The following is a 21,581-nucleotide window of genomic DNA, read 5'->3' as shown; positions in this document are numbered from 1 at the left end:
GGTCTTGACCCGGTTGGGTTCAGTCCGTCTCCGGGTCCAGGCCGAGGTAGGCGAACTGCGCCTGCACGATCCGCGCGCAGGCCGCCGCGAGCTTCGGGTCCTGGTCGCCGTAGACGGCGCGGACCACGCCGGTGACGCCTTCGGCGCCCTGCCCGACGGCGGCGCGCACCTGGTCGAGCCGGTCCAGCCGGTGCCGGTGTACTCCGGCCACGAATGCGGCGGGCTCGGTGATCAGCGGGCCGTGCCCGGGGGCGATCCGGGTGACGAGTCCGGCGTCGATGTCCGCGGCGATCGCGGCGAGCGTCTCCAGGTAGGCGCCGAGATCACCGTCCGGCCACATGATCACCGTGGTGCCGCGGCCGAGCAGGGTGTCCCCGGACAGCAGCAGCGTCTCGGCGGGCGCGCGCACGAGCACGGAGTCCGCCGTGTGTCCGGGCGCGAGGTGCACCACCACCTCGAGCCCTCCGAACGCGACCCGCTCTCCGTCGGTGAACGCCGTGCCGCGGCCGGCTCCCCGGACGGGCGCGCCCGTGAGGTCGGCGAGCCGGTCCGCCGCGCCGGTGTGATCGAGGTGATGGTGGGTGAGCCAGATCGCGGCGACCCGGCCACCGTCGGCCTCGGCGCGGGCGCGGACCCGGTCGAGGTGTGCGAGGTGCTCGGGATACCGCGGGTCGGCGGGATCCAGGGGCCCGGGATCGACCACCAGGACCTCCGCGCTACCGGGCTCGCGCAGCAGGTAGGTGTTCGTGCCCTCCAGCGTCATCGGGCCCGGGTTGTCACACCTGAGGAGCTCGACCCGGTCCGTGATCCGCGTGGTCTGCGCCGCCATGCCCGCTCCGCTCCATGGTGAGGTCCGAGGGTGACCCCGGCCGGGCCGCGCGGGGCCCTCGGCGAGGCTAGCAAGGCCGCGTTCGGCTGCGGGCGGCGCCACATTTCCCGGTCCGTCGATCGCGGTGACGGCCGGAGGCACCGATCATGGTCAGCGTCGGCCCTCAGGGCAACCCGATGAGGGCTCCGAGGGCGAATCCGAGGGCGGCGAGCCAGATCAACGTGGGTAGGAACCGCCAGAACCCGGAGGTTGCGTGGGGTCTCGTCGATGCTGTCCGGTCCCCTCCTGGGGCAGACCGGCCGGCGGTCATCCGAGCCTCACCTCCCCGTCCGTCACGGTGACCGCCACGTCCGGCAGCGGCTGACTGGCCGGGCCGGTGAGCACCGCACCGGTCTCGGCATCGAAGTGGCTGCCGTGGCAGGGGCAGACGATGCTGCCGTCCCGCACCGCGTCGACCAGGCAACCCTGATGGGTACACACCGCCGAGAAGCCGTGGACCGTGTCACCAGATCGAGTCAGCACCAATTGCTGCTCGGCCAGGACCACGCCGCCGCCGTCCGGAATCTCATCGACCGCAAGCAGTACCGCCCCTGGATCCGTGGAGTCCCCCACCTCGCTGGAGGGCTCCCCGGGCAGCGGGTACCGCGTGTCAGCGAGCCTCTCGGCGAGAGACACGTTGCGAGCCACCACGTACCCCGCCGAAGCAGCGGCCAGCACCACGCCGGCGCCGAGCATCAGGCGACGGGACACGTGATTCGACATCGCCACCACCCGCTCAGACCTTCGCCAAGCCAGGCGTCGTGAACAGCCACAACGCCGAGGTCAGCCACAGCAGCACGATCAGCGTGAACGCCGTCCCGCCAAGCACCGGGAGTGCCCACCGGGGCGCTGCCCTCAGCCGCAGTCCGATCATCTTCGCCGCGAACGCGCCATAGAACAGGCACCCGGCGATCGAGTGCACCAGAACCCGAACATCGCCGGAACGGAATCCCAGCGTCCACAGGCACGCGAAGGCCACCGGCAGGCTCACCACGAACGCGATCGTGCCGCTCCACCGGTGCACCGGACCGACCCAGGCCGGGGCCGTGCCGACCCCCGGAAGGCGACCCCACATCCAGAGCGCGCTGACCACCTGGAGGACCGCGAAGATCAGCACCACCGTGCTCAGCCACGCCTTCATCGGCAGTTGGCCGGAGAAGCCCAGGGTGTACAGCGCCACCGAACCGGGTTCGTGGAGCCTGCCGTAGACACCGAGCCCGACGGCGACCGCTGCGCCCAGAAGCAGTGCGGCCGCCCACGAGACGGATCGCCGCGGGCTCTCAACCGTCGCCATCGCCGTCACCTCCCGTCGACCGTCGCGGACCGAGTGGGAATGCCCCGAAGCACCGACCGGAGCCGGGGACGCATCATCGCGCCGACGCTGGCGCTGCCTGTCCGCCGGGCGCAGCTCCATGCTAACGACATCGACCCCGTCCCGGTTGGGGTTGGCCGGCACGATCAGAGTCGGGTCCCCGCATTGCGAAGGTAGGCCACCCAGCTCCTGCACTCGTCGACCCGCCGCAGACCCAGCTCGGGCGCGGCCCACATGAGGACGCCCGCGGCGTCGACGATGCCCACCAGGTCCAGCGCGACCGGCAGCAGGCGACGCTCGGCCGCGGTGAGCGCCCGGTTGCGGTCGTATCCCGCCACGACGGCGTCGGCCAGGTCGCGCGGCAGGCGCCCGTCATCGCGGTCGAGGGCCAGGTACTGCAGGGCCCGGGCGAGGTCGAGGACGAGCGGTCCCTCGTTGAGTTCATCGAAGTCGAGGACCGCGGTCACCGTGCCGTCGGTGACCAGCAGGTTGTGGCGGTGCAGGTCGTGGTGGAGCGGGCCGGTCGGCAGCTCGTCCAGGCGGGCCAGATCGGCTCCGTGGTCGTGGAGGAAGCGTCGCAGCTGCGTGTGCCACTCGGCGACGCCGTCGAGGTCGGGCCGTGAGGCCAGGGCTCGGTCGATGACGCCGCGGCGGTCGATCGTGGGGATTCGCGCGTCGGCCCAGCCGGCGGTCAGCAGGTGCTGGCCCGCCAGCAGCTCACCGACCTGCTCGGCCAACGGCACGGTGACCGTTTCGGGGATCGCGCCCGGCACGAGGGGGAACAGCGCGACCGGGGACCCGGCCATCGCGAGGACCTCGCCGCCCCGGGTTCGCAGCGGCGCCGGCGTCGGGTACCCGTGTTCCGCGAGGAAGGCGACCAACCGCAGCTCGGCCCGGATCTTCTCGGGGCCGGAGAACCGGTAGGCGCGCAGGACCACCTCGGGACCGTCGGTCGCGACACGGAGGTTGCGGTTGTCCTCGCCGCCCGTGAGCGGGACCGCGGGGCCGGTGGCGCGCAGGCCGTACTCGGCCAGGATGGCGGCGACGTCGAGGTCCGTCACGATCCACACCGCCTTCCCGGTCGCTTCCGGTGGTCGTTGGGAGGCTAACCGAACCGTCCAGCAGAATTCGGTGCCCGGACCATGTCGAGAGCCGGCAAGGGGTTCCGTCCCAGGGGTGAGGGCAGCCACAATGGCCGCCACAAACCAGGAGGACTCCCATGGCCAAGTACCTGTTGCTCAAGCACTACCGCGGCGGACCGAAGCAGATGCCCAACGCCGAGAGGCCGATGGACGAGTGGACGCCGCAGGAGGTCACCGACCACATCGCGTTCATGGACCGGATGGAGGACGACCTGCGCGAGCGTGGCGAGTGGGTCGCCGGCGCCGCACTCTCGCCGGAGGGCGCGTTCGTCCGGTACGACGGCGAGGGTCGGCCGCCGGTGACCGACGGGCCGTTCGCGGAGACGAAGGACCTGATCGCCGGGTGGATGATGATCGACGTGGACACGCTCGAGCAGGCGCAGGAGAAGGCCGCGTACCTGTCCTCGGCGCCGGGGCCCGGCGGCCTGCCGCTCCAGGAGTGGATCGAGGTCCGGCCGTTCCTCGGCAACCCGCCGACCGTCACCGAGTGACCGCGTCGGGGACGGCGAGCGACGCGTCCGGGGCGCCGGGCGACCCGGACGACCTGCTCAGGACACTCGGCCCGCAGGTGCTGGCCGTCCTCGTCCGTCGCGGCGTCGAGTTCGCTGCGGCCGAGGACGCCGTGCAGGAGGCCCTCTTCGAGGCGGTCCAGCGTTGGCCCGAAGGCCGGCCCGACGACCCGAAGGGGTGGCTCGTCACCGTGGCGTGGCGCAAACACCTCGACGTGCTGCGCTCGGAGGCGGCCCGCCGCCGTCGGGAGCTGATCGACCACGCCGAGCCACCGGCCGGACCGGCCGAGACCGGCGACGACACCCTGCTCCTGCTGTTCCTGTGCTGCCATCGCGACCTGACGCCGTCGTCCGCCGTGGCCCTGACGCTCCGCGCGGTCGGCGGCCTGACCACCCGGCAGATCGCCGAGGCCTACCTCGTTCCCGAGGCGACCATGGCGCAACGGATCAGCCGCGCCAAGCGGACGGTCGCCGCGCAGGGGGTGCAGGGTCCGGGCGACCTCGGCCGGGTGCTGCGGGTGCTGTACCTGATCTTCAACGAGGGGTACGGCGGGGACGTCGACCTGGCCGCCGAGGCGATCCGGCTCACTCGCCAGCTCGCCGCGGGAACGCAGGACCCGGAGGTTGCCGGATTGCTCGCGCTGATGCTGCTGCACCACGCCCGGCGGGCGTCCCGGTTCACCCCCGACGGCGCGCTGGTGCCTCTGGCGGAGCAGGACCGGTCCCGCTGGGACACCGTCCGGATCGCGGAGGGCATCGGGATCCTGCAGCAGGCGCTCGCCCAGGATCGGGTCGGCGAGTTCCAGGCGCAGGCCGCGATCGCGGCGCTGCATGCCGACGCGCGGCGGGCCGAGGAGACGGACTGGACGCAGATCCTCGGTTGGTACGACGAGTTGCTCGCGCTCACCGACAGCCCCGTGGTGGCGCTGAACCGGGTGGTCGCACTCGGCGAGGCCGACGGCCCGCTCGCCGGGTTGCGCGCGCTCGCGGCGGTGCCGGTGGACGTACCCCGGCGCACGGCCGTGGCGGCGCACCTGCACGAGCGGGCGGGCGAGGCGCACACGGCGCGCGAGGAGTACCTGGAGGCGGCGCGGCTTGCGGCGAGTGCCGCCGAGCGCGATCACCTCACCCGGCAGGCGGCGCGCCTTCGCGACGCGTGAGCGGCTTCCGCGGGAGCGAACCCCCGAGCCGCTCCCGCGGAAGGTCAGGTCCGCTGCTGGTCGGCCGGTTCCGGTGGGTGCTCCCACCGGTGCGGCCCGGTTCGCAGGGTCAGGATGGTGTTCGTGGCCATCCCGAACGTGTAGCGGCCGCCGTGGGCGTCGACGCCGAAGATCTCCAGGTCCCCCGGGCGGTCCACGGTGATGCCACCGTCGGCGAAGTGGTGCCGGCGGCCCACCTCGGCGACGAGCCGGGCGGCCCCGTGCCAGTCGTCGACGGCGTAGGTGCCCTCGAAGGACCAGGTCACCAGGCCCACCTGCTCGGCCGCGGCGTCCGCGCCACCGACCCGCGACCGGCGCAGGCCGGGCGAGTTCGGCGACTCCCGCCAGGCCCGCTCCCCCAGCGCCCTGGCGAGCGCGGCGACCATCTCCTCGCGCATCGCGGTGTAGTCGGTCAGCACCTGCTCCATGGTCGGGGCGGATCCCGGGGACGCGGGTGGGGTCGGGGTCATCGGTTCGTCCATCAGTAGGTCCAGGGCAGCGGCCAGGAGAGGATGTCGCCGAAGCCGCGCGTATCCCCTTCGACGGTCTGTTCGGGCACCCCGGCGACGATGGCGGCCATGTTGTGCTGGCTCATCGACCCCCGGGTCAGGTAGTCGCTGTGACCGACGGACTCCCCGTAATCCACGCCACCGATGGAACCCCCTTCGGTGCTCAGGCCGGTCATCCCGTCGATGTAGGAGGGGTCGATGCCGAACTGTCCGAGGCCACCGACGTCGGCGACGGCGTCGCGGCGGGCCTCGAGCCGGTAGACGTGCCCGTCGGAGACGTCGAGGTCCTCCACGTGCGAGGTGCCGATGCCGGGTGAGCCGAACAGGATCGCGTCATCGACCCCGGTCTGCTCCTGCAGGGCCAGGCCCGTGGTGAGCGAGCCGTAGGAGTGCCCGAGCGCGGTCAGGTGCGGATCTGCGTCCCGGGAGGCGTCGATGCCGTTGTAGAAGGAGGCCAGGTTGCCGGCGCCGGCCTCGGCCGGAGCACGCGAGGCTACGGACGAGCCCGGGTCGAGCACGTTGTCCCACTGTGGTGCCTCGTAGCCGAGCCAGCTCACGGCGGCGACCGTGCCTCCGTCGCCGTACTTGTCCGACTGCGCGGCGGCCCCCTCGACGAGGTTCGCCATCTGGCTGTCGTAGCCGGCCATGTCCCCCGCGACGGTGGTGGTGAAGCCGGGCGTGAAGACGGCGACGTGGTCGGCGGTGTCGACGTCCCCGTAGGCGATCGCGGCCATCAGCTGGTCCTCGCCGGTGATGTCGAGCATCAGCAACTGCCGGTTGCCGAGCTCGAGGGTGTCCTCGACCGCATCGAGCCCGTCGAGCTTCTCGGTGAGCGTCTCGGCGAGGCCGTTGTCTCCTGCCTCCTGCGCGGCTGCGAGCTGGCCGGTCAGGTCCGCCCGGTAGTCGTCGATGAGCTCCCGGTTCGCGTCGTCGCGTGCCCAGGCCGGGATGCCGTCGGTGTTCCCGATCCACTCGGGGTGCTCGCTGATCACGGAGGCCTGTTCGTCCTCGGTGAGGCCCTCCCACCACGAGTTCAGGTCGTGATCGCTGCCGCCGGTCGGCGGCGCGAGCACACCGCGTTGCCCACCCGCGGTCCCGGTGGCCGCAGCCTGTGCGAGCGAGACGGTTCCGCCGTCGACCCCTCCCGCTGCGCTGCGCAGCGCGGCCGCGAGCGAGGTGTCCGCGTGCCCCGCGTTGCGCAGCGCCTGTTCGATCTTGTCGACGATCTCGTCGCGGATCGCCCGCCGGTCGGCGACCTCCTGGACGTCGGTGAGGGTGTCCCGGTTGTCCGTGACCCGCCCGGTCGTGGAGACGCTGAACCCGTTGCCGGAGGCGACACCAAGCGCCTCGTCGAGTTCGCCCTGTGCGCGGGTGACCGCGTCGACGGCGATATCCAGGGCTGCGGCCACCTGCGCCACCTCGGCGACGAGGTCCGCCAGGGACACACGCAACGTCGTGTGCGAGGCGACGGCCGCGTCCCGCGACTCGGAGACCCAGGTCGACGGCGGGGCTGCGTCGTCCATCTCGTCCTGGAGTGCGACGAGCGTGCGACGGCGCTGGACCATCGCGTCGGCGACGAGGCCGAGCGTGGCCGGCCGCCAGGACCGCACCTGGGACATCGTCACCATGGTCAGCGTGCCCCCAGCGCCGGACCGATGGCGTTGAAGGCGGTGGCGCCCTCGCCGTCCTGCTCCTCGTAGGCCTGCGCGCTGACACCCATGGCCTCGGTCTGGTTCTGCGCGGCGCTGTCCCACGCGCGGAACCGTTGCTTCCAGGCCGTGGCCAGCTCCTCGGCCGCACGCGTGCTCTCGGCGCCGGCGAGCGCGGACGTCACGGTCGCGAGGTCGTCGGCCGTGCGAACCGAGGCGACGCCGTCGCGCGCCTCCTCGAGCCGCGCGGCAGCGGCAGCGACGTCGGCAGGCACTACCTCGACACTCGCCACCAAGGACTCCCCTACGTGTTTGACCCCCGGCCCCCTCGACGCGGAGCACTGATGGCACCGTAACGGCCTCGGGTGGCCGGCGCGATGGCCAGAGGTGCCCATGACCGAGCCGCGGCCGTTGGCGTACGCCACGGCCGCGACCGGTCAACGGGTCAGCGGTCACCGAACCTCCGCAACCCCACGAGCAGGCCACCCAGCGTGACCAGCGCCAGGGCGAACGCGGCCGCGGGTGCCGTGTCGCCCGGACCGGTCTCCGCGAGCGCGCCGCCCGCCTCGGCCGGCGCCATGCCGCCCGCGTTCGACGGCGCCACGCCCGTCGGGGCGTTCGGCACCGGCCCCTGTGGGGACCGCGCGCCGGGCTGGCCGGGCGTCGACGGGGTCGTCCGTGCGGTCGGATCCGTCGGAGCCGTCGGAGCCGTCGGATCGGTCGGATCGGTCGGAGCCGTCGGAGCCGTCGGAGCCGTCGGATCGGTCGGATCGGTCGGCGCCGTCGGATCGGTCGGAGCCGTGGCACCGGTCGCGCAGGTCGCGGCCGCGTCACCGAGCACCCCGGCCGAGATGCATCCGACCTCCACCGGCACGCCGATCGGCGCCGTCAAAGTGGTTCCAGTGATCACGTCGGGCACGAGAGACGCCAAGCCCGCAGTGGGCGGTGCGTCCTCACCGGAGCCGGTGTCCACGGTGACCGGACCAGCGGCCGGTGCGGCCGCCGTCGAGCACTCCGCGGAGGCGTCGCCGAGCACTCCGGCGTTGATGCAGTTGACGTTCACCGGGATCGTGACAGGCGCCGTCACGGCGTTGTCGGCGACCACATCGGAAGCGAGACCGCCGGTAGCTGCCTCACCGCCACCGGTCGAGACGTCCACCGGAGAAGAAGCCGCCTCCTCCTGCCCCTGCGAGGAAGAGACACCAGCGTCACCCAGCACCCCCAACGCAATACCACCCACCGACACCGGAACACCGACCGGCGCCGTCACCGTGTTATCAGCCACCACATCGGAAGCGAGACCGCCGGTAGCTGCCTCACCGCCACCGGTCGAGACGTCCACCGGAGAAGAAGCCGCCTCCTCCTGCCCCTGCGAGGAAGAGACACCAGCGTCACCCAGCACCCCCAACGCAATACCACCCACCGACACCGGAACACCGACCGGCGCCGTCACCGTGTTATCAGCCACCACATCCTCGACTGACGCGTCGCCGTTCGCGGGGGACGCTGCCTCGACGGAGACCGGGTCCGACGCACCGGTCTCACCCGAGCTGGTCGAGGACACCGCGGAGTCACCAGCAACCCCGACCGCAATGTCACCGACCGTGACCGGGATCGAGATCGGCGCCGTTACCGTGCTGTCGGCCGCGACATCCTCCACCAACGAATCGCCGCTGGCCGACGAGACCGCAACGACCTCCCGTGGCTGCGCTGGTGGTGGCGCCGACTCGGTGGAACTCGCGGCCGCGTCACCTCCAACACCGAGGGCGACGTCCCCGATCGTCACCGGGATCGAGATCGGCGCGGTCACCGTGTTGTCCGCCACGACGTCCGTGAGGAGATCGCCGCCGACTGTCTCGGAGACAGTGGTCGTCAGGTCCTCCACGAGGCCGAGGTCCAGGAGGTCGCCCTCCGCCGCCTGTGCGGCCCCGGCGCCTGCGACCACGAGGCCGCCGGTCACCACTAATGTGCGTAATGCAGTTCTGAAAATGGCATGCATGATTCCACTCCTGTCCAATGATCTGAAATGCCCGAATTGAAACCGGGTTTAGCGCGGCCGTGAGTAACAGCTCACGGAAGGCTCAGATCATCCAGGCGAGACTGGAATGTCGAACGGGTCCGCGGTGACCCGCGGAGCCAGATCCGCGGGGTGCACGGCACCCCGCGCGGCAGGCGGCCGGACATCGGTTCCGAGAACGGGCGTGGCGTCCACCGGGCGGGGCTGCCCGGTCGTCGGGACGGGCACCTTCTGTAGCCCGGGGTCGGTGCCGTACGGGCGCGGTGGCGCGTGGGACGGGACGTCGTCGCTTCCCGCCCGGTCGGCATCGAGAGCCGTCGGGGCACCAGCCGCCCGGACTGCTCCAGCGAGCTGGGAGGTCATCGTGAGCCCGTGACCGGGCGCCGGCGGACCCGCCAAGTTGCTCGCCTGCTGCGACGACCCGGTGTCCGTGAGGGCACCGGGGACCGGCTCGACAAGTCCGGGGTCCGCACCCGGCGGCAGGAGGTCACTGGGCAGGTCAACGCCATCGACCGATTCGGCGACGAGGCCCGGAAGACTCGAACCGGGTCCAGGTGACACAGTCGGGTCTGATGGCACGGACTCAACGGGCTGAGGCGGGATCACGGCGTCCACCGCCGGACTCACGAGGTCCACCACGTCCCCGACGACTCCACCGGTGGCCGGCTCGACCACGTCGAGCACCGGGTCCAGGACCTCCTGCCGGACCGGATCGAGGACGGGGCGGAGCGGCTCGGTCACCTCGGTGATCACGGGCGCGACGGCCTCGACCACGGGGGCGGTGACCGGCGCGACGACGTGGTCGACCACCGGATCAGTGACCGGCGCGGCAGCGTCCAGGATCGGCGCAGTGAGCGGCGCGACCACTTCGGACACGAGCGGCTCGGTCACCGGGGCCGCGATGTCCTGCACGAGGCCGAGGGTCGAGGCGAGCGGGCCGTCCGACCCGTCCGATTCCGGCGCCTCCCCAGTCGCCGCGACGGCTACACCTGCCCCGATCACAACACCCGCGGCGGCGGTGCCGAGGGTCAGGAGTCCGCGCCGCACCCAGCGCACCACGATGCCGGGTGTGGCACCGGACACCGGACGTGCGTGCATAACTGGAATCCCCAATGGCTCAGAATGCGTTGTCACCGACTCTGGCACATCCGCGTCATTCCCACCACTGGTGGCGGTCAGATGGACTCTTCAATGCTGACTACGAATCCCCGGTGAACGTTTCCCCAACCATCGCTGAGCGTTCCCGTCGTTTGGCGCCCCCGCCGTGGTGCGCGATTAGGCTGTGCCCCGTGCCAACAACGACGCGCCCACTGATCATCGCCCACCGCGGAAACTCCTCCGTAGCGCCCGAGAACACGCTGCCCGCGTTCGAGTCGGCCGTGCTCGGCGGTGCGGACATGATCGAGATCGACGTACAGGTCTGCGAGGACGGCATCGGCATCGTCATCCACGACGCCACCGTGGACCGCACCACCGACGGCGCCGGCCCGGTGGCGGCGCTGCCGAGCACCGAGGTGCGCCACCTCGACGCCGGCTCATGGTTCGCGCCGGCCTACGCGGGCACCCCGCTGCCGGTGTTCGCGGACGTGGTGGACCTCCTGCTGCGCCATCCGGACACCAGGCTCCTGCTCGAGCTCAAGGGCGACTGGCCGCTGGAACCGACGAACCGGCTGCTCGCGGAGATCGACGAGGCCGGGATCGCCGACCGCGTCCTGGCGCAGGGGTTCTCCGTCGCGATGCTGCGCACCTTGCAGGAGGCCGCCCCCGGCCTGCGTCGCGGCCTGCTCATCAGCGAGTTCGACGAGAGCACCCTGACCCTCGGGGCGGATCTCGGGGTCGTTGCCCTGAACCCGCCGGCGACGCTGGTCCTCGAGCGGCCGGAGGCGCTGACCGCGATCCACGACGCCGGCCTCGAGGCCCACGTGTGGACGCCCAACACCGCCGAGTTGTGGGCACCGCTGGTCGAGGCGGGCGTCGACGGCATCATCACCGACCGCCCGGACCGCCTCGTGGGTTGGTTGAGCGCCCGCTGACGTACCGCGGGGGCTCAGGCCTCGATGGTCCGAAGGTGGGTGGGCCGTGCGACCGCGTCGAAGTCCGTGATCGCGTTCCCGTGCTCGAGGACGTCGGCGACCACCTTGAGGGTCCGGTTCAGGTCCTGCGTCTGCTCGACCCCGAGCGTGCGGGCGAGCGCGTCGACGATCCTGATCTGTACCGCCTCGGCCTGCTCCAGCGCCGCCGTGCCGATCGGGGTGACGTGCACGAGCGCCGGCTCGCCGGAGGTGTCCGCCGGGTGCGCGTGCCGGTTGAGCAGACCGCGCGCCACGAGTGCCTTCACGGTCACCTCGGCGGCCTCCGGGAGCTGCCCCGTGACCGCGGCGATCGCCCGCGGGTGCTCGGCACCGTCCTCGACCGCGACGAGAACCTGGAGTTCTCCGGCACGGACCCCGGTGACGGACTCGATCCGGTGGGTGAGTGCCATCCCGGCCTGCCCGATCCGGCCGAGCACATCGGTGAGACCGAGTATCCCGGTCAGCGAGCTCGCCGGGACCATCCCTCGAACGTCGGACCGGACCTGTGCCAGGGCATCCACGTTGCACTCCTCATGTCGTTCGGTTCCCGCTATCGCTCGCGTCGACGCGGTCGCCCGCGCCTCCATCGCTCTACACACCCTCCAACGCCCGGACCCGGCCCTTCGTTCCGACCGACCGGATCGCGAGATGGACCAGATCCACAAGGTGGCAGAGAACCGTCTACGGTCACCGTCATGTCCTCCGATCGTCCGAAGCCGCGGCCCGGACGACGCGGCCCGGTGCAAGTCCTGCGCGGCCGTCCCGGTTGGTTGTTGGCCGCGGGGGTAGCCCTCGTGGGCGTCAACATGCGCACCCCGATCACGTCGTTGGCTGCGGTCCTGCCGGAGATCCGGGCCGATCTGGGTCTGGGCCCGACGGCCGCCGGCCTGCTCACCAGCCTCCCGGTCGCCTGCTATGCGGTCGGCGCACCGATCGTCGCCGTCGCGGTGCGCCGGTTCGGGGTTGACCGCACGATCATCACCGGACTGCTCGTGATCGCCGTGCTGACGGCGATCCGGCCATGGGGCCCGGCGTGGGTACTCCTCGCGGGTACGGCCATCGTCGGGCTGGCCATCACGTCCGGGAACGTGCTGCTGCCGGTGGTGGTGCGCCGCGACTTCCCCAAGCGCCAGGGCCCGATGATCGCGATCTCGACGTCCTCGCTCACCGGCGGCGCGGCGATCGCGGCCGCCCTGACCGTGCCGCTGGCGCTCTGGCTCGGCTGGCGCGCGGCGCTCGCCGCCTGGGCCGTGCTGGCAGTGGCCGCTGCCGTGGTCTGGGCCCGCCTGCCGCGTCCCGCGGAGCCGCCGGCGCCCGTGGGGCAGCCCGTGCGGCGGCCCTGGTCGACGCCGGCGGTGTGGGTGCTGGCGGCGTACTTCGGGATGCAGTCGGGGCTGTTCTACGGGCTCACGGCGTGGCTGCCAAGCCTGTTGCCGGAGGTCGCCGGGACGGACCTCACCACCGCGGGCGCGGCGACGTCTGCCTATCAGCTGACCGGGATCCTCGGCACCCTGACCGCGCCGCTCATGGCGTCCAGGGTCCGCGCCCGCCGCACCATGACCGCCGTCGTGGGAAGTACCTGGCTGATCGCCATCGGCGGTCTGTTGCTGATGCCGGGCGCGTTCTGGGTCTGGTGCGTGGTGGCCGGGTACGCGCAAGGGGCCACGTTCGCCCTCGGGATGACGCTCGTGACGATGCGTTCGGCGAGTGTCGCCCAGGTCCGCGGGGTATCGGCGATGACCCAGACGGTCGGCTACTCCATCGGCGCCCTAGCGCCGGTCGCCGTCGGGGCGCTGTACGCCGCGACCGGGACCTGGACCGCGGCCCTCGGACTGCTCCTGGGGATGAGCGTCATGATCGTGGTGACCGGCACGATCGCTGGCTCGCGCAAGCCCCTGGGCTGACCCGGCCCGAGCACCGCGGGCAGCGCAGAACGGGTGCCCCGACAGGTTCCCGAACGCCGAAGTGCCCGGCCGCGTCAGACGCGAACCGGGCACTTCGTGCGTTGGTCGATCGGGTGGTTCAGAGCGTCGGGGCCGCCGGGTCCCAGCCCTCCGGCAGCGGCGCCGGGGCCGCAGCGGAGCTCTCGAGTTCCACCGGCTTGTGCCACAGTGCCGACTCGGCGATCGAGATCATCGCGTCCAGCACGTGGTAGGCCAACTCGCCGGACGCCCGCTCGGGCACCCCGGCCCGGATCGCCCGGGCCAGCTCCAGCGCCCCGCTCCCTCGGCCGTAGGTCGAGCCTACCGGCGGGACCTCGACCGCCTCGTCGGCGCCGGGCAGCCAGAGGTGACCGGAGTCGTCGAAGGTGTTCGGGTTCGGCACCTCCAGCGTGCCGGTGGTGCCGGAGACCTCGATCAGGGTGCGCTTGCGGACCGACTCGAAGCTGAACGTCGTCTGCGCGGCCGCGCCACCGACGAACTCGATCAGCGCGCCGTGATGCGTGGGGACGTTCACGGGGAACTCGGTACCGGCCTTGGGACCGGAACCGATCACCCGGGTGGTCCGCGCCGTCGACGACGTGGCGCTCACCCGGGCGATCGGCCCGAGCAGCTGCACCAGCGCCGTCAGGTAATACGGGCCGATGTCGAACAGCGGACCGGCGCCCACGTCGAAGAGGAACTCCGGGCTCGGGTGCCAGGACTCCGGGCCGGGGCTCTGGAGCAGCACCAGACCGTTCAGCGGCGTGCCGATCCGGCCCTCGAGCAGAGTCCGCTGCGCCGTCTGGAGCCCAGCGCCGAGGATCGTGTCCGGCGCGCAGGAGACGCGCAGCCCCGCCGCCGCGGCGGAGTCGAGCAGGCGGCGGCCGGACTCGCGGTCGAGTGCCAGCGGCTTCTCGCTCCACTGGTGCTTGCCTGCGGCGATGATCTGCTCGCCCACCGCGACGTGCACGGCCGGGATGGTCAGGTTGATCACGATCTCGATCGCGTCGACGGCGAGCAGCTCGGCCACGGTCCCGCTGCCGGGCACGCCGAACTCGTCGGCCTTCGCCCGGGCCCGTTCCACGTCCAGGTCCGCGACGAACAGGACCTCGAGGTCCGCGAACTTCGTGACGTTGGTCAGGTACTGGGTGCTGATCACACCGGCACCGATGATGCCGACGCCGACCCGCCCGGTGCGCCCGAGGGACTCGCTCATGCCTGCGCCTTCAGCCACGTCAGGCTCTGCGCGAGGCCGTCGAACACGTCGCCGTCGAAGTCGTCGAACTCGATGACGCGCAGCGCTTCCGGGGCCGCGGCGAGGATCTCGGCGACCGGCACCACGCCCTGCCCGGCGGGCAGCTGGGCCTTGGTGTCGCGGGTGGCCGGGCCGTCCTTGACGTGGATGTGGGTGACCTTGTCACCGAGGCGGCGGAGCAGGTCGGGCGCGGCGACCCCGCCGACCTCGGCCCAGTACGTGTCCACCTCGAGGGTCACGCCGTCGTCGAGCGCAGCGGCGAAGATCTCAAGACCCGGGGTGCCGTCGACGGAGGCGACCTCCCACCAGTGGTTGTGGTAGCCGACCTCGAGACCGCGATCGGCCGCCTGCTTGGCGATCTCGTTCAGCCGGGCGGCGCTTGCCTCGATGAGCTCGCGGGTGGCCCACTGCTCCTCGGGGATGGACGGATCGATCACGGTGGTCATGCCGAGCGCCGCGGACGCGTCCAGCACACCCGGGAGGTCGTCGGAGACGACGAGGCGGGCGTGCCCGGACGGTGCGCGCAGGCCGGCCGCGGCGAGCGCGTCCCGGTGCGCGTCGACGCGGTCGACGTACCCGAAGAGTTCGACGTTCTCGAACCCGAGGTCGGCAATGCGCTGCAGCGCGGCGGGCATGTCTTCCGCCATGGCGTCGCGGATGGAATACAGCTGAACGGAGATGGCTCCGGGCATGTGAAGGGGCTCCTCGATGAGTGTCCTGATGGATTGACCGCGCGGACAACCCTACACACGCGACGGCGAAAGCGAAACGATTCGATCCAGGTTGAGACAGCTGTGGCGCAGGGCGGGCGGTCCTGGTCGGACTCGCGTCATCCGCCGGCCGGAGCGGCTCCGCCGGCTCGCTCGCAGCCCGCCCTCCGGCGGTTGCCACGCTGGCGGGGCGCAACCGCGTCCACCCCTCCCGGTTGCGGCTCCAGTCAGAGGCGGGCACGCTGGTGCTGACAGGCACCGTGACCATCGACCCGCAGGCGGACCTGCGGGATGTCATCACCGTAGTGCAGGAGTGCGCGGCGGAATCGGCGGCCTCGGTCGCCCGGACCTGACCGGTCGCGTCCGCCTCGCGGCGGCTCGCCGCACCTCCTGAACGCCGGCGCGCCCGCACCTCCCCTTGTCCCACCCCCCAACGAAAGGAACGACCACATGGGTTTCATCGGATGGATTGTCCTCGGCCTGATCGCCGGCGCCATCGCGAAGGCGATCTTCAAGGACCGCGCCCCAGGCGGTCTGCTCGCCACGCTGATCGTCGGCGTCATCGGCGCCGCGCTCGGCGGCTGGATCGGTAGCGCGATCTTCAACGTCGGCCTTGAGGAGTTCTGGAGCATCCAGACCTGGATCGTCGCGATCCTGGGCTCCCTGCTCGTCCTGGTGATCTACGGCGCGGTCGCGGGTCGGGGCAGCAGCCGCTGACGCTGGCACCATGCGAGAAGCCGCCTCACCCACGTCGGGGAGGCGGCTTCTCGCTTGTTCAGCGACGTGCCAGGCGGCGGGAGAACACCATGAGCGCGGCGCCGAGCAGGGCCATCGCTGCGGCGAGGCCGGCTGGGCCGGTCGGGTCACCGGCTCCCGTGTCGGCGAGCGGCGGCGGGGGCGGTCCGGCCGACGGCGGCGGCTCGTTCGGCGGCGGCGCCGTCAGACAGGTCGGAGTCCCCGGCGGGTAGGCGACAGTGACCGGTTCCGTGGTCGGGTTCACCTGTACCGTGATCTGCACGTCCGGGCGTGCCCAGGTGTAGGGGTTGGCGGGGTTCTCGAACCAGTCGCCGGACGCGTCCTGGTCCCAGCCGGGCCAGTCGATCCCGACCCCGTCGGGGCCGACCACGGCACCGGGCCAGAGCACCTCGCCCGTGCCGACCGGCACTGTGACCGACTCGGAGCCGCCGTCACCGGTGAAGGTGATGGTCGCCGTCGTCCCCGGAGCGTTCGTCTGGATGTCGTACCCGAGGTACGGGGCGTCCGCCTCACAGAACGGGGTGACGGTGCCCGTGATCACGTACATCTGGACCGCTGCGTCGTTCGTGTCCGTGACGGGCTCACCGCCATCCTCCGGGTAGCCGGTCACGGTCGCGGTGTTCAGCAGGTCCGCGGTCATGGTGGAGTCGTAGGAGTACACCAGCTCCGCACCCGGCTCCAGCGGCACGGTGTCGTCGCCGGAGACGAGGGTCATGTTGGCGTCCGTGATGGACAGGTCGGGGTCGTCCAGCTCCACCGGGAAGAGGGCGACCTCCCCGGTGTTGATGACGCGGAAGCAGTAGGTCACCGGGGTGTTCGGCTCGCCCGAGACGAGCTCGTCGGTGCCCTCCACGCCGGGGCAGGCCGCGCCGGCGCCGTCGAGCACGGTCTTCTCGAGCGCGATGTCCGGGACCGCGGGTACGAAGGCCGGCAGGATCAGCAGGCCGGCCCCGGTCCAGGCGCCCGACTCCGGCAACCCCGGGTTGCCGCCGTTGTCGGCCGGGGACTCGATCTGGAACGCGGCCCACGTGGCACCGGCGGGGATCAGCACGTCGAACTGGACGAGGGCCTGCTCGGGTCCGACGTTCCCGCCGGAGAACGCCACCACGGGAGCAGTCAGCGCCGGCGCCGGGCAGGTCTGGTTCGGTGGGGTGAACGGGGAGACGACCCCCTCGATGCCACCGAGCGTCGGGTTCGGGACCCCGTCGTCGTCGACGAGATCATCGGTGGTCGAGGGGGCCGTCCCGGCACCGGTGGCGACCCAGATCGACGAGACCCGGCAGTCGGTGGAGACGTGGTCGGACCCGGCCTGGGAGGTGGCGAACGAGGCGGTGTAGTCCTCGGCGAGCGGGTAGCCCCAGTCGTAGACGATCAGGTCGGTCGTGGGCGAGGAGGTGGAGTTGCCGCCGAAGTAGTAATCTGCCCCGGTCTTCCAGATCACCGTGGCGACGTCGTCGCAGGGCGAACTGTCGTAGACGGCGGTCACCGTGGCGCCGCCCCAGCGGGCCTCCGGCAGGTCGATCCCGTCCACCGGCGGGGTGATGTTCACCGTGTAGGCCCCGGCCGCGCCTGCTCCGAAGAGATCCGTGATGTCAGCGACGTAGCCGTACACGATGCTCTCCGGGGTGGTCGGCAGGCCGGTCACGTCGGTCGACTCGGTGCCGGCGAACGCACCCGAGTCCGTGCCGCCCGGCCCGGACACCTCGACCCCGATCGTGGGATCGGTCGGTGCGGGCATCCAGATCCCGGACCACTCGATGATGACCTGGACCACCGGCCCGGCGACATCTAGAGTCATCGTCTGCACGTCGGAGGTCTCCTCCATCGCCACCGCGCCGACGTCGTACGCGAGGCAGCCGTCCGGCGGCGGCGTCAGGTCGGTGACGTCCGCGTTCGCGTACGTCGGCCGCATGAGCAGGAGAGCCAGCGCGGCGGCCGTGACGAGGAGCACGGCCCGCAAGACTCGGGCGGGCAGGGTGGCGCGAGGAACGGAAAGTGCTTGCACAGTGGCCCCTCAGAGGTCGGATGTGACTCCGAGACAGTAACGGCACTCGCACCGACGTGTCTGTGGTTTCCACAACGGGCTCCAACTGACTGCCCGATCGGGCAACCCTTGGCACGTTCACGGCTCCACCTGACCCCAGTTCAGCTCCCCTGGCCGGAGGTCCTCAGGACGAAGTCGGTCCGTGGGGAGCGGACGGCGAAGCCCGCGCCGGTCAGGGTCGCCCGGATCGGCGCGTTGCCGACGGCCACACTCGCGGTGGCGCTCGGTACGCCGGCCGCGGCGGTGGCGGTGAGCATCGCGTTCGTGAGGGCGGTGCCCACTCCCCGGCGCCGGGCGCCCGGCACCACCCCGAGGTAGCCGAGGCACCAGTGCTCGGGAAAGGCCATGATGGCGACCACACCGTCCAGCCCGTCCGGCCCGCGGTGGGCCAGCCATGGTGGACCATCGGGTCGCGCCATCATGTCCCGGTACGCCGCGGCTGCCGCCGTCGGGCCGAGCGCGGCAACCTGATCCTGGTCGTAGCCGTCCAGGCTCTGCGCCATGGCGGCGGCCATGACCGCGACCACCTCGGGGTCCGACGGGTCGATCTCGACGATCCCGTCGCCGCGGAGCGAGGCCGACGGCGTCGCCTCCAGCTCCAGGCGGTCCTCGTCGACCTCCCATCCGGCGGCCGCCAGGGCGGCACGCTTCGCGCGCGGTTCGCCCTCGTCGGCGTCGACGACCGTGGCGAGCACCCGCCCGAGCCCACTGGACCGCGCGGCCCCGGCGACGCCGTCGAACAGCACACCGTAGATCCGCTCCGCGTCGGAGCGGCCGGGAACGATCTGGAACGCGTAGGTCAGGCTCGCGCCGTCCTCGTGGGTGAAGATGCCGACCCGGGCGACGTCGGTGCCGACGCTGGGGTCCGTGACGACGAGCAGGTGCTCGGGGCGGACCGAGCCGCCGGCGAGGTTGCGCCGCAGCCGGTCCAGGTCGGCGGTCGGGTCTGGGGCGAGAGCGCTGAAGCGCTCCGGCGTGGCCGTCTCGATGCGGGTCATCCGAGCCACCCTCGGGGCGCCGAGCAGCCCCGTCAAGGCGATTGATCCGGCCCGGCCGGTGCGTGGAATGCAAAAGACCCGCTGGATTCCGTGGAATCCAGCGGGTCTGCTGCGCGCCCGGAGGGACTCGAACCCCCAACCTCCTGATCCGTAGTCAGGTGCTCTATCCATTAAGCTACGGGCGCTCACGGTCACGAGGACCGACGGTCACTCTACCCGCTCTTCCCCGCTGGTTTCCAATCGGGGCATCAGACTGTGGGCGGACTCACCCTGACGACCACCGGTGGACCCGGGTGCACCCAGGACTCCCCCGGGGACCGATGCCGTGGCACGGGCGCAGGCGTGAGGCTGGTTCCATGACCTCACGAACCCCTCTCACCGCGCACACCCTGGTGAAGACCTACGGCACCGCCGGCACCGGAACCACCGCGCTCGCCGGCGTCGACCTGAGCATCGCTCCGGGCGAGTCGGTGGCCATCATGGGCCCCTCCGGATCCGGCAAGACCACCCTGCTGCACTGCCTCGCCGGGGTGCTCCCGGCGACGTCCGGGCAGGTCGTCTGGGCCGGCCAGGACCTCTCCTCGATGTCCGAAGGGGCCCGCACCGGCCTGCGCCGCACGGACTTCGGCTTCGTGTTCCAGTCCGGGCAACTGCTCCCCGAGCTGCCGGCCGACGAGAACGCCGCGCTGCCGCTGATGCTCGCGGGCACGCCGCGGGCGCAGGCGACCGACACCGCCCGACGGTGGCTCGCCTATCTCGGCCTCGGCGGCATGGAGTCGCGCCGGCCCGGTGAACTCTCCGGTGGTCAGGCTCAGCGCGTCGCGATCGCCCGCGCGCTGGTCGGCTCCCCCGGCGTGGTGTTCGCCGACGAGCCGACCGGTGCCCTTGACCAGCAGACCGGCCACGAGGTGCTCGGTGTGCTCACCGAGGCCACCCGCGCCACCGGCGCCGCGCTCGTCATCGTCACCCACGACCCGGGGGTCGCCCGGTGGTGCTCGCGCACCGTGCACATGCGGGACGGACGGATCGTGTCCGAGGACCGGACTCCCGCCGCGCCCGTCGCGCAGCCGGTCGCGCCCGGCGCCCCCGTGGCGCAGCCCGGCGCCCCTCTGGCACAGCCGGCCGCACCCGCGCCGCAGGCCGCACCCACCGCCCAGCCCGGCGCCCCCGTGGCGCCCGGGCCGTGGCCGGCAGCCGCGCCCGCACCCACCGCACCGTACGGACCGAACGGCACCCCCGCCGTCGGCGGCTCGAGCCTGCCCGACGGCGTCACGGTGGTGCCGCGATGAAGGCCGCCCTGGACCTGTGGCTGCTGCTGCGTGGCCGCAGCGCGGGCCGGTCCGACCCGCAACGGCTGACGAGCGTGCTCGCCGTTCTTGCGTTCGCGGTGACGACCGCCGTCGTCCTGCTCGTGGTCGGCGGCTTCGCCGCCTTCGCCGAGCGCGCCGCCGGGGACCCCGATCCGTACGGCGACGCCGGCTTCTACGTGACGCTGGCCGGAACCGCCACGATCCTGCTCATGGTGCCGCTCGTCACGCTCGGCGGAGCGGCCGCCCGCCTGGCCGTCGCCCGCCGGGACGAGCGGCTGGCGGCGCTACGGCTCGCCGGTGCCACCACCGGCCAGGTCTCCCTGATGACCATGCTCGACGCGGCCGCGCAGGCCCTGGCCGGCGCGCTGATCGGCGTGGCCGGCTCGTTCCTGCTGATCCTGACCGTGCTGCCGCTGCAGTTCCAGGGCCGGTCCTTCACCTACGCCGAGCTCGTCGCGCCGTGGTGGGTCTACCCGACGGCGGTGCTCGCCGTGACGCTGGTGGCGCTGCTGTCGGCCGGGGCGAGCCTGCGCAAGGTCGCGATCACCCCGCTCGGTGTGGCCGCGCGGACCACCCCGAACCCGTTGCACTGGTCCCGGCTGGTCCCGATCCTGTTGTTCGCGGCCGTGTTCGTCGTGCTCTGGAACACCGGCCTCGCCGGCATCCTCGTGATCGTCGTGGTGGTCGCCGGCGGGTTCGCGATGCTGAATCTGCTCGGGCCCTGGGTGATGTCGGTGGTCGGACGGATCGTGGTGCGCCGCACCAAGGACGTGGCCACCCTGATCGCCGCACGCCGCCTGGTGGACTCCCCGAAGACCGCGTGGCGCAGCGTCGGCGGTATCGCGCTGGCGACGTTCATCGCGGGCCTGGCGGCCGCCGTCGCCATGTACGACCCCGCCTCGGCCAGCAGCGGCGCCGAGGCCGACCTGTACCGGGACATGGCGACGGGTGGCTTCCTCACGCTCGCGATCGCGGGCGTCCTGGCCGCGGTCTCCACCGGCGTGATGCAGGCCGGGCGGGTCATCGATCAGGGCGGCGAGTACCGCGCCCTGCACCTGGCCGGAACCGACCTGCGGGTCATGGATGCCGCCCGGCTGCGGGAGACGTCGATACCGCTGGCCGTTGCCGTCGGCGTGGCCACCGCCGGGGCACTGCTGTTCATGGTGCCGGCCCTCGGGTATGCGTTCCTGACCGCGACGCCGGTGCTGATGCAGTTCGTGCTCAGCGTGGCCGCCGCGTGCGCACTGGTGCTGCTCGGCACGTTGGCCTCACGCCGGGTGGTGCGGACGGTGCTCGCCTGAGGGCCGCC

21 protein-coding genes and 1 tRNA gene are annotated in these 21,581 nt (G+C 72.2%); 7 read left to right on the top strand and 15 right to left on the bottom strand.

Annotated features, from left to right (window positions below; all coding sequences use genetic code 11):
* Window positions 1-19 precede the first annotated feature (19 nt).
* The 4 genes from GKS42_RS04340 to GKS42_RS04325 form a co-directional block, all read right to left on the bottom strand.
* Window positions 20-829, bottom strand: a complete 810-nt coding sequence (locus tag GKS42_RS04340) for an MBL fold metallo-hydrolase (RefSeq protein ID WP_154792734.1) — start codon at window positions 827-829, stop codon at window positions 20-22.
* Between the two features lie 306 nt (window positions 830-1,135).
* Window positions 1,136-1,591 carry a Rieske (2Fe-2S) protein gene (locus GKS42_RS04335; RefSeq protein ID WP_154792733.1) on the bottom strand — a complete coding sequence of 152 codons (456 nt, stop codon included), beginning with the start codon at window positions 1,589-1,591 and terminating at the stop codon, window positions 1,136-1,138.
* A gap of 13 nt (window positions 1,592-1,604) precedes the next feature.
* Window positions 1,605-2,162, bottom strand: coding sequence for a DUF6529 family protein (locus tag GKS42_RS04330; protein ID WP_154792732.1), 558 nt, complete (start codon window positions 2,160-2,162; stop codon window positions 1,605-1,607).
* A gap of 164 nt (window positions 2,163-2,326) precedes the next feature.
* Window positions 2,327-3,241 (bottom strand): phosphotransferase enzyme family protein, encoded by a 915-nt coding sequence (locus tag GKS42_RS04325; protein ID WP_168217752.1) that lies wholly within the window; start codon window positions 3,239-3,241, stop codon window positions 2,327-2,329.
* Window positions 3,242-3,399: 158 nt separating this feature from the next.
* Between GKS42_RS04325 and GKS42_RS04320 the strand changes: the two genes are divergently transcribed.
* Window positions 3,400-3,813 carry a YciI family protein gene (locus GKS42_RS04320; protein WP_154792730.1) on the top strand — a complete coding sequence of 138 codons (414 nt, stop codon included), beginning with the start codon at window positions 3,400-3,402 and terminating at the stop codon, window positions 3,811-3,813.
* A complete protein-coding gene (locus GKS42_RS04315; protein WP_154792729.1) occupies window positions 3,810-4,991 on the top strand; it encodes an RNA polymerase sigma factor in 1,182 nt (393 codons plus the stop codon). Before GKS42_RS04320 ends, GKS42_RS04315 begins: the two co-directional genes overlap by 4 nt.
* A 44-nt stretch (window positions 4,992-5,035) precedes the next feature.
* Here GKS42_RS04315 and GKS42_RS04310 read toward each other — a convergent pair whose 3' ends face one another.
* The 5 genes from GKS42_RS04310 to GKS42_RS04290 all read right to left on the bottom strand — a co-directional run bounded on the left by GKS42_RS04310 (window position 5,036) and on the right by GKS42_RS04290 (window position 10,303).
* Entirely contained in the window at window positions 5,036-5,500 is a 465-nt protein-coding gene (locus GKS42_RS04310; RefSeq protein WP_174791036.1) for an LppA family lipoprotein, read from the bottom strand.
* A gap of 11 nt (window positions 5,501-5,511) precedes the next feature.
* Window positions 5,512-7,158 carry an alpha/beta hydrolase gene (locus tag GKS42_RS04305; protein ID WP_154792728.1) on the bottom strand — a complete coding sequence of 549 codons (1,647 nt, stop codon included), beginning with the start codon at window positions 7,156-7,158 and terminating at the stop codon, window positions 5,512-5,514.
* 11 nt (window positions 7,159-7,169) lie between these two features.
* Complete coding sequence (locus tag GKS42_RS04300) at window positions 7,170-7,481, bottom strand: hypothetical protein (protein ID WP_154792727.1); 312 nt, start codon at window positions 7,479-7,481, stop codon at window positions 7,170-7,172.
* A 152-nt stretch (window positions 7,482-7,633) separates the two neighbouring features.
* Window positions 7,634-9,187, bottom strand: a complete 1,554-nt coding sequence (locus GKS42_RS04295; RefSeq protein ID WP_154792726.1) for a hypothetical protein — start codon at window positions 9,185-9,187, stop codon at window positions 7,634-7,636.
* Between the two features lie 87 nt (window positions 9,188-9,274).
* On the bottom strand, window positions 9,275-10,303 hold the full coding sequence (locus GKS42_RS04290; protein ID WP_154792725.1) for a hypothetical protein: 1,029 nt from the start codon (window positions 10,301-10,303) through the stop codon (window positions 9,275-9,277).
* 191 nt (window positions 10,304-10,494) lie between these two features.
* On the opposite strand from GKS42_RS04290, the gene GKS42_RS04285 reads away from it, so the two are divergent.
* Window positions 10,495-11,238, top strand: a complete 744-nt coding sequence (locus GKS42_RS04285; protein WP_232847917.1) for a glycerophosphodiester phosphodiesterase — start codon at window positions 10,495-10,497, stop codon at window positions 11,236-11,238.
* A gap of 14 nt (window positions 11,239-11,252) precedes the next feature.
* On the opposite strand, the gene GKS42_RS04280 is transcribed toward GKS42_RS04285, so the two are convergent.
* On the bottom strand, window positions 11,253-11,798 hold the full coding sequence (locus GKS42_RS04280) for a hypothetical protein (RefSeq protein ID WP_154792723.1): 546 nt from the start codon (window positions 11,796-11,798) through the stop codon (window positions 11,253-11,255).
* Between the two features lie 285 nt (window positions 11,799-12,083).
* Here GKS42_RS04280 and GKS42_RS04275 point away from each other — a divergent pair, with 285 nt between their 5' ends.
* Entirely contained in the window at window positions 12,084-13,181 is a 1,098-nt protein-coding gene (locus GKS42_RS04275) for an MFS transporter (protein WP_168217751.1), read from the top strand.
* A gap of 118 nt (window positions 13,182-13,299) precedes the next feature.
* Here the strand turns inward: GKS42_RS04275 and GKS42_RS04270 are convergent, their stop codons facing one another.
* Together GKS42_RS04270 and GKS42_RS04265 are read right to left on the bottom strand one after the other, a co-directional pair.
* Window positions 13,300-14,415: a Gfo/Idh/MocA family protein gene (locus GKS42_RS04270; RefSeq protein ID WP_154792721.1), complete on the bottom strand. Its 1,116-nt coding sequence runs from the start codon at window positions 14,413-14,415 to the stop codon at window positions 13,300-13,302.
* On the bottom strand, window positions 14,412-15,146 hold the full coding sequence (locus tag GKS42_RS04265) for a sugar phosphate isomerase/epimerase family protein (protein ID WP_154792720.1): 735 nt from the start codon (window positions 15,144-15,146) through the stop codon (window positions 14,412-14,414). The genes GKS42_RS04270 and GKS42_RS04265 overlap by 4 nt, the downstream gene beginning before the upstream one ends.
* Before the next feature lie 468 nt (window positions 15,147-15,614).
* Here GKS42_RS04265 and GKS42_RS04260 point away from each other — a divergent pair, with 468 nt between their 5' ends.
* A complete protein-coding gene (locus GKS42_RS04260) occupies window positions 15,615-15,881 on the top strand; it encodes a GlsB/YeaQ/YmgE family stress response membrane protein (protein ID WP_154792719.1) in 267 nt (88 codons plus the stop codon).
* Between the two features lie 58 nt (window positions 15,882-15,939).
* On the opposite strand, the gene GKS42_RS04255 is transcribed toward GKS42_RS04260, so the two are convergent.
* The 3 genes from GKS42_RS04255 to GKS42_RS04245 form a co-directional block, all read right to left on the bottom strand.
* Window positions 15,940-17,871 carry a DUF7507 domain-containing protein gene (locus tag GKS42_RS04255; protein WP_154792718.1) on the bottom strand — a complete coding sequence of 644 codons (1,932 nt, stop codon included), beginning with the start codon at window positions 17,869-17,871 and terminating at the stop codon, window positions 15,940-15,942.
* Window positions 17,872-18,065: 194 nt separating this feature from the next.
* Window positions 18,066-18,962, bottom strand: coding sequence for a GNAT family N-acetyltransferase (locus GKS42_RS04250; RefSeq protein ID WP_154792717.1), 897 nt, complete (start codon window positions 18,960-18,962; stop codon window positions 18,066-18,068).
* 112 nt (window positions 18,963-19,074) lie between these two features.
* Window positions 19,075-19,147 (bottom strand) — tRNA-Arg (locus GKS42_RS04245).
* 171 nt (window positions 19,148-19,318) lie between these two features.
* On the opposite strand from GKS42_RS04245, the gene GKS42_RS04240 reads away from it, so the two are divergent.
* Complete coding sequence (locus GKS42_RS04240) at window positions 19,319-20,251, top strand: ABC transporter ATP-binding protein (RefSeq protein WP_168217750.1); 933 nt, start codon at window positions 19,319-19,321, stop codon at window positions 20,249-20,251.
* Window positions 20,248-21,573: an FtsX-like permease family protein gene (locus GKS42_RS04235; RefSeq protein WP_154792715.1), complete on the top strand. Its 1,326-nt coding sequence runs from the start codon at window positions 20,248-20,250 to the stop codon at window positions 21,571-21,573. The genes GKS42_RS04240 and GKS42_RS04235 overlap by 4 nt, the downstream gene beginning before the upstream one ends.
* The last annotated feature ends 8 nt before the right edge of the window (window positions 21,574-21,581 follow it).

Source organism: Occultella kanbiaonis (genome assembly GCF_009708215.1).
In the GTDB taxonomy this organism is placed as follows: Bacteria; Actinomycetota; Actinomycetes; order Actinomycetales; family Beutenbergiaceae; genus Occultella; species Occultella kanbiaonis.
The sequence above is the reverse complement of the archived record's forward strand: the minus strand, read 5'-3'. Positions and strand labels throughout refer to the sequence as shown.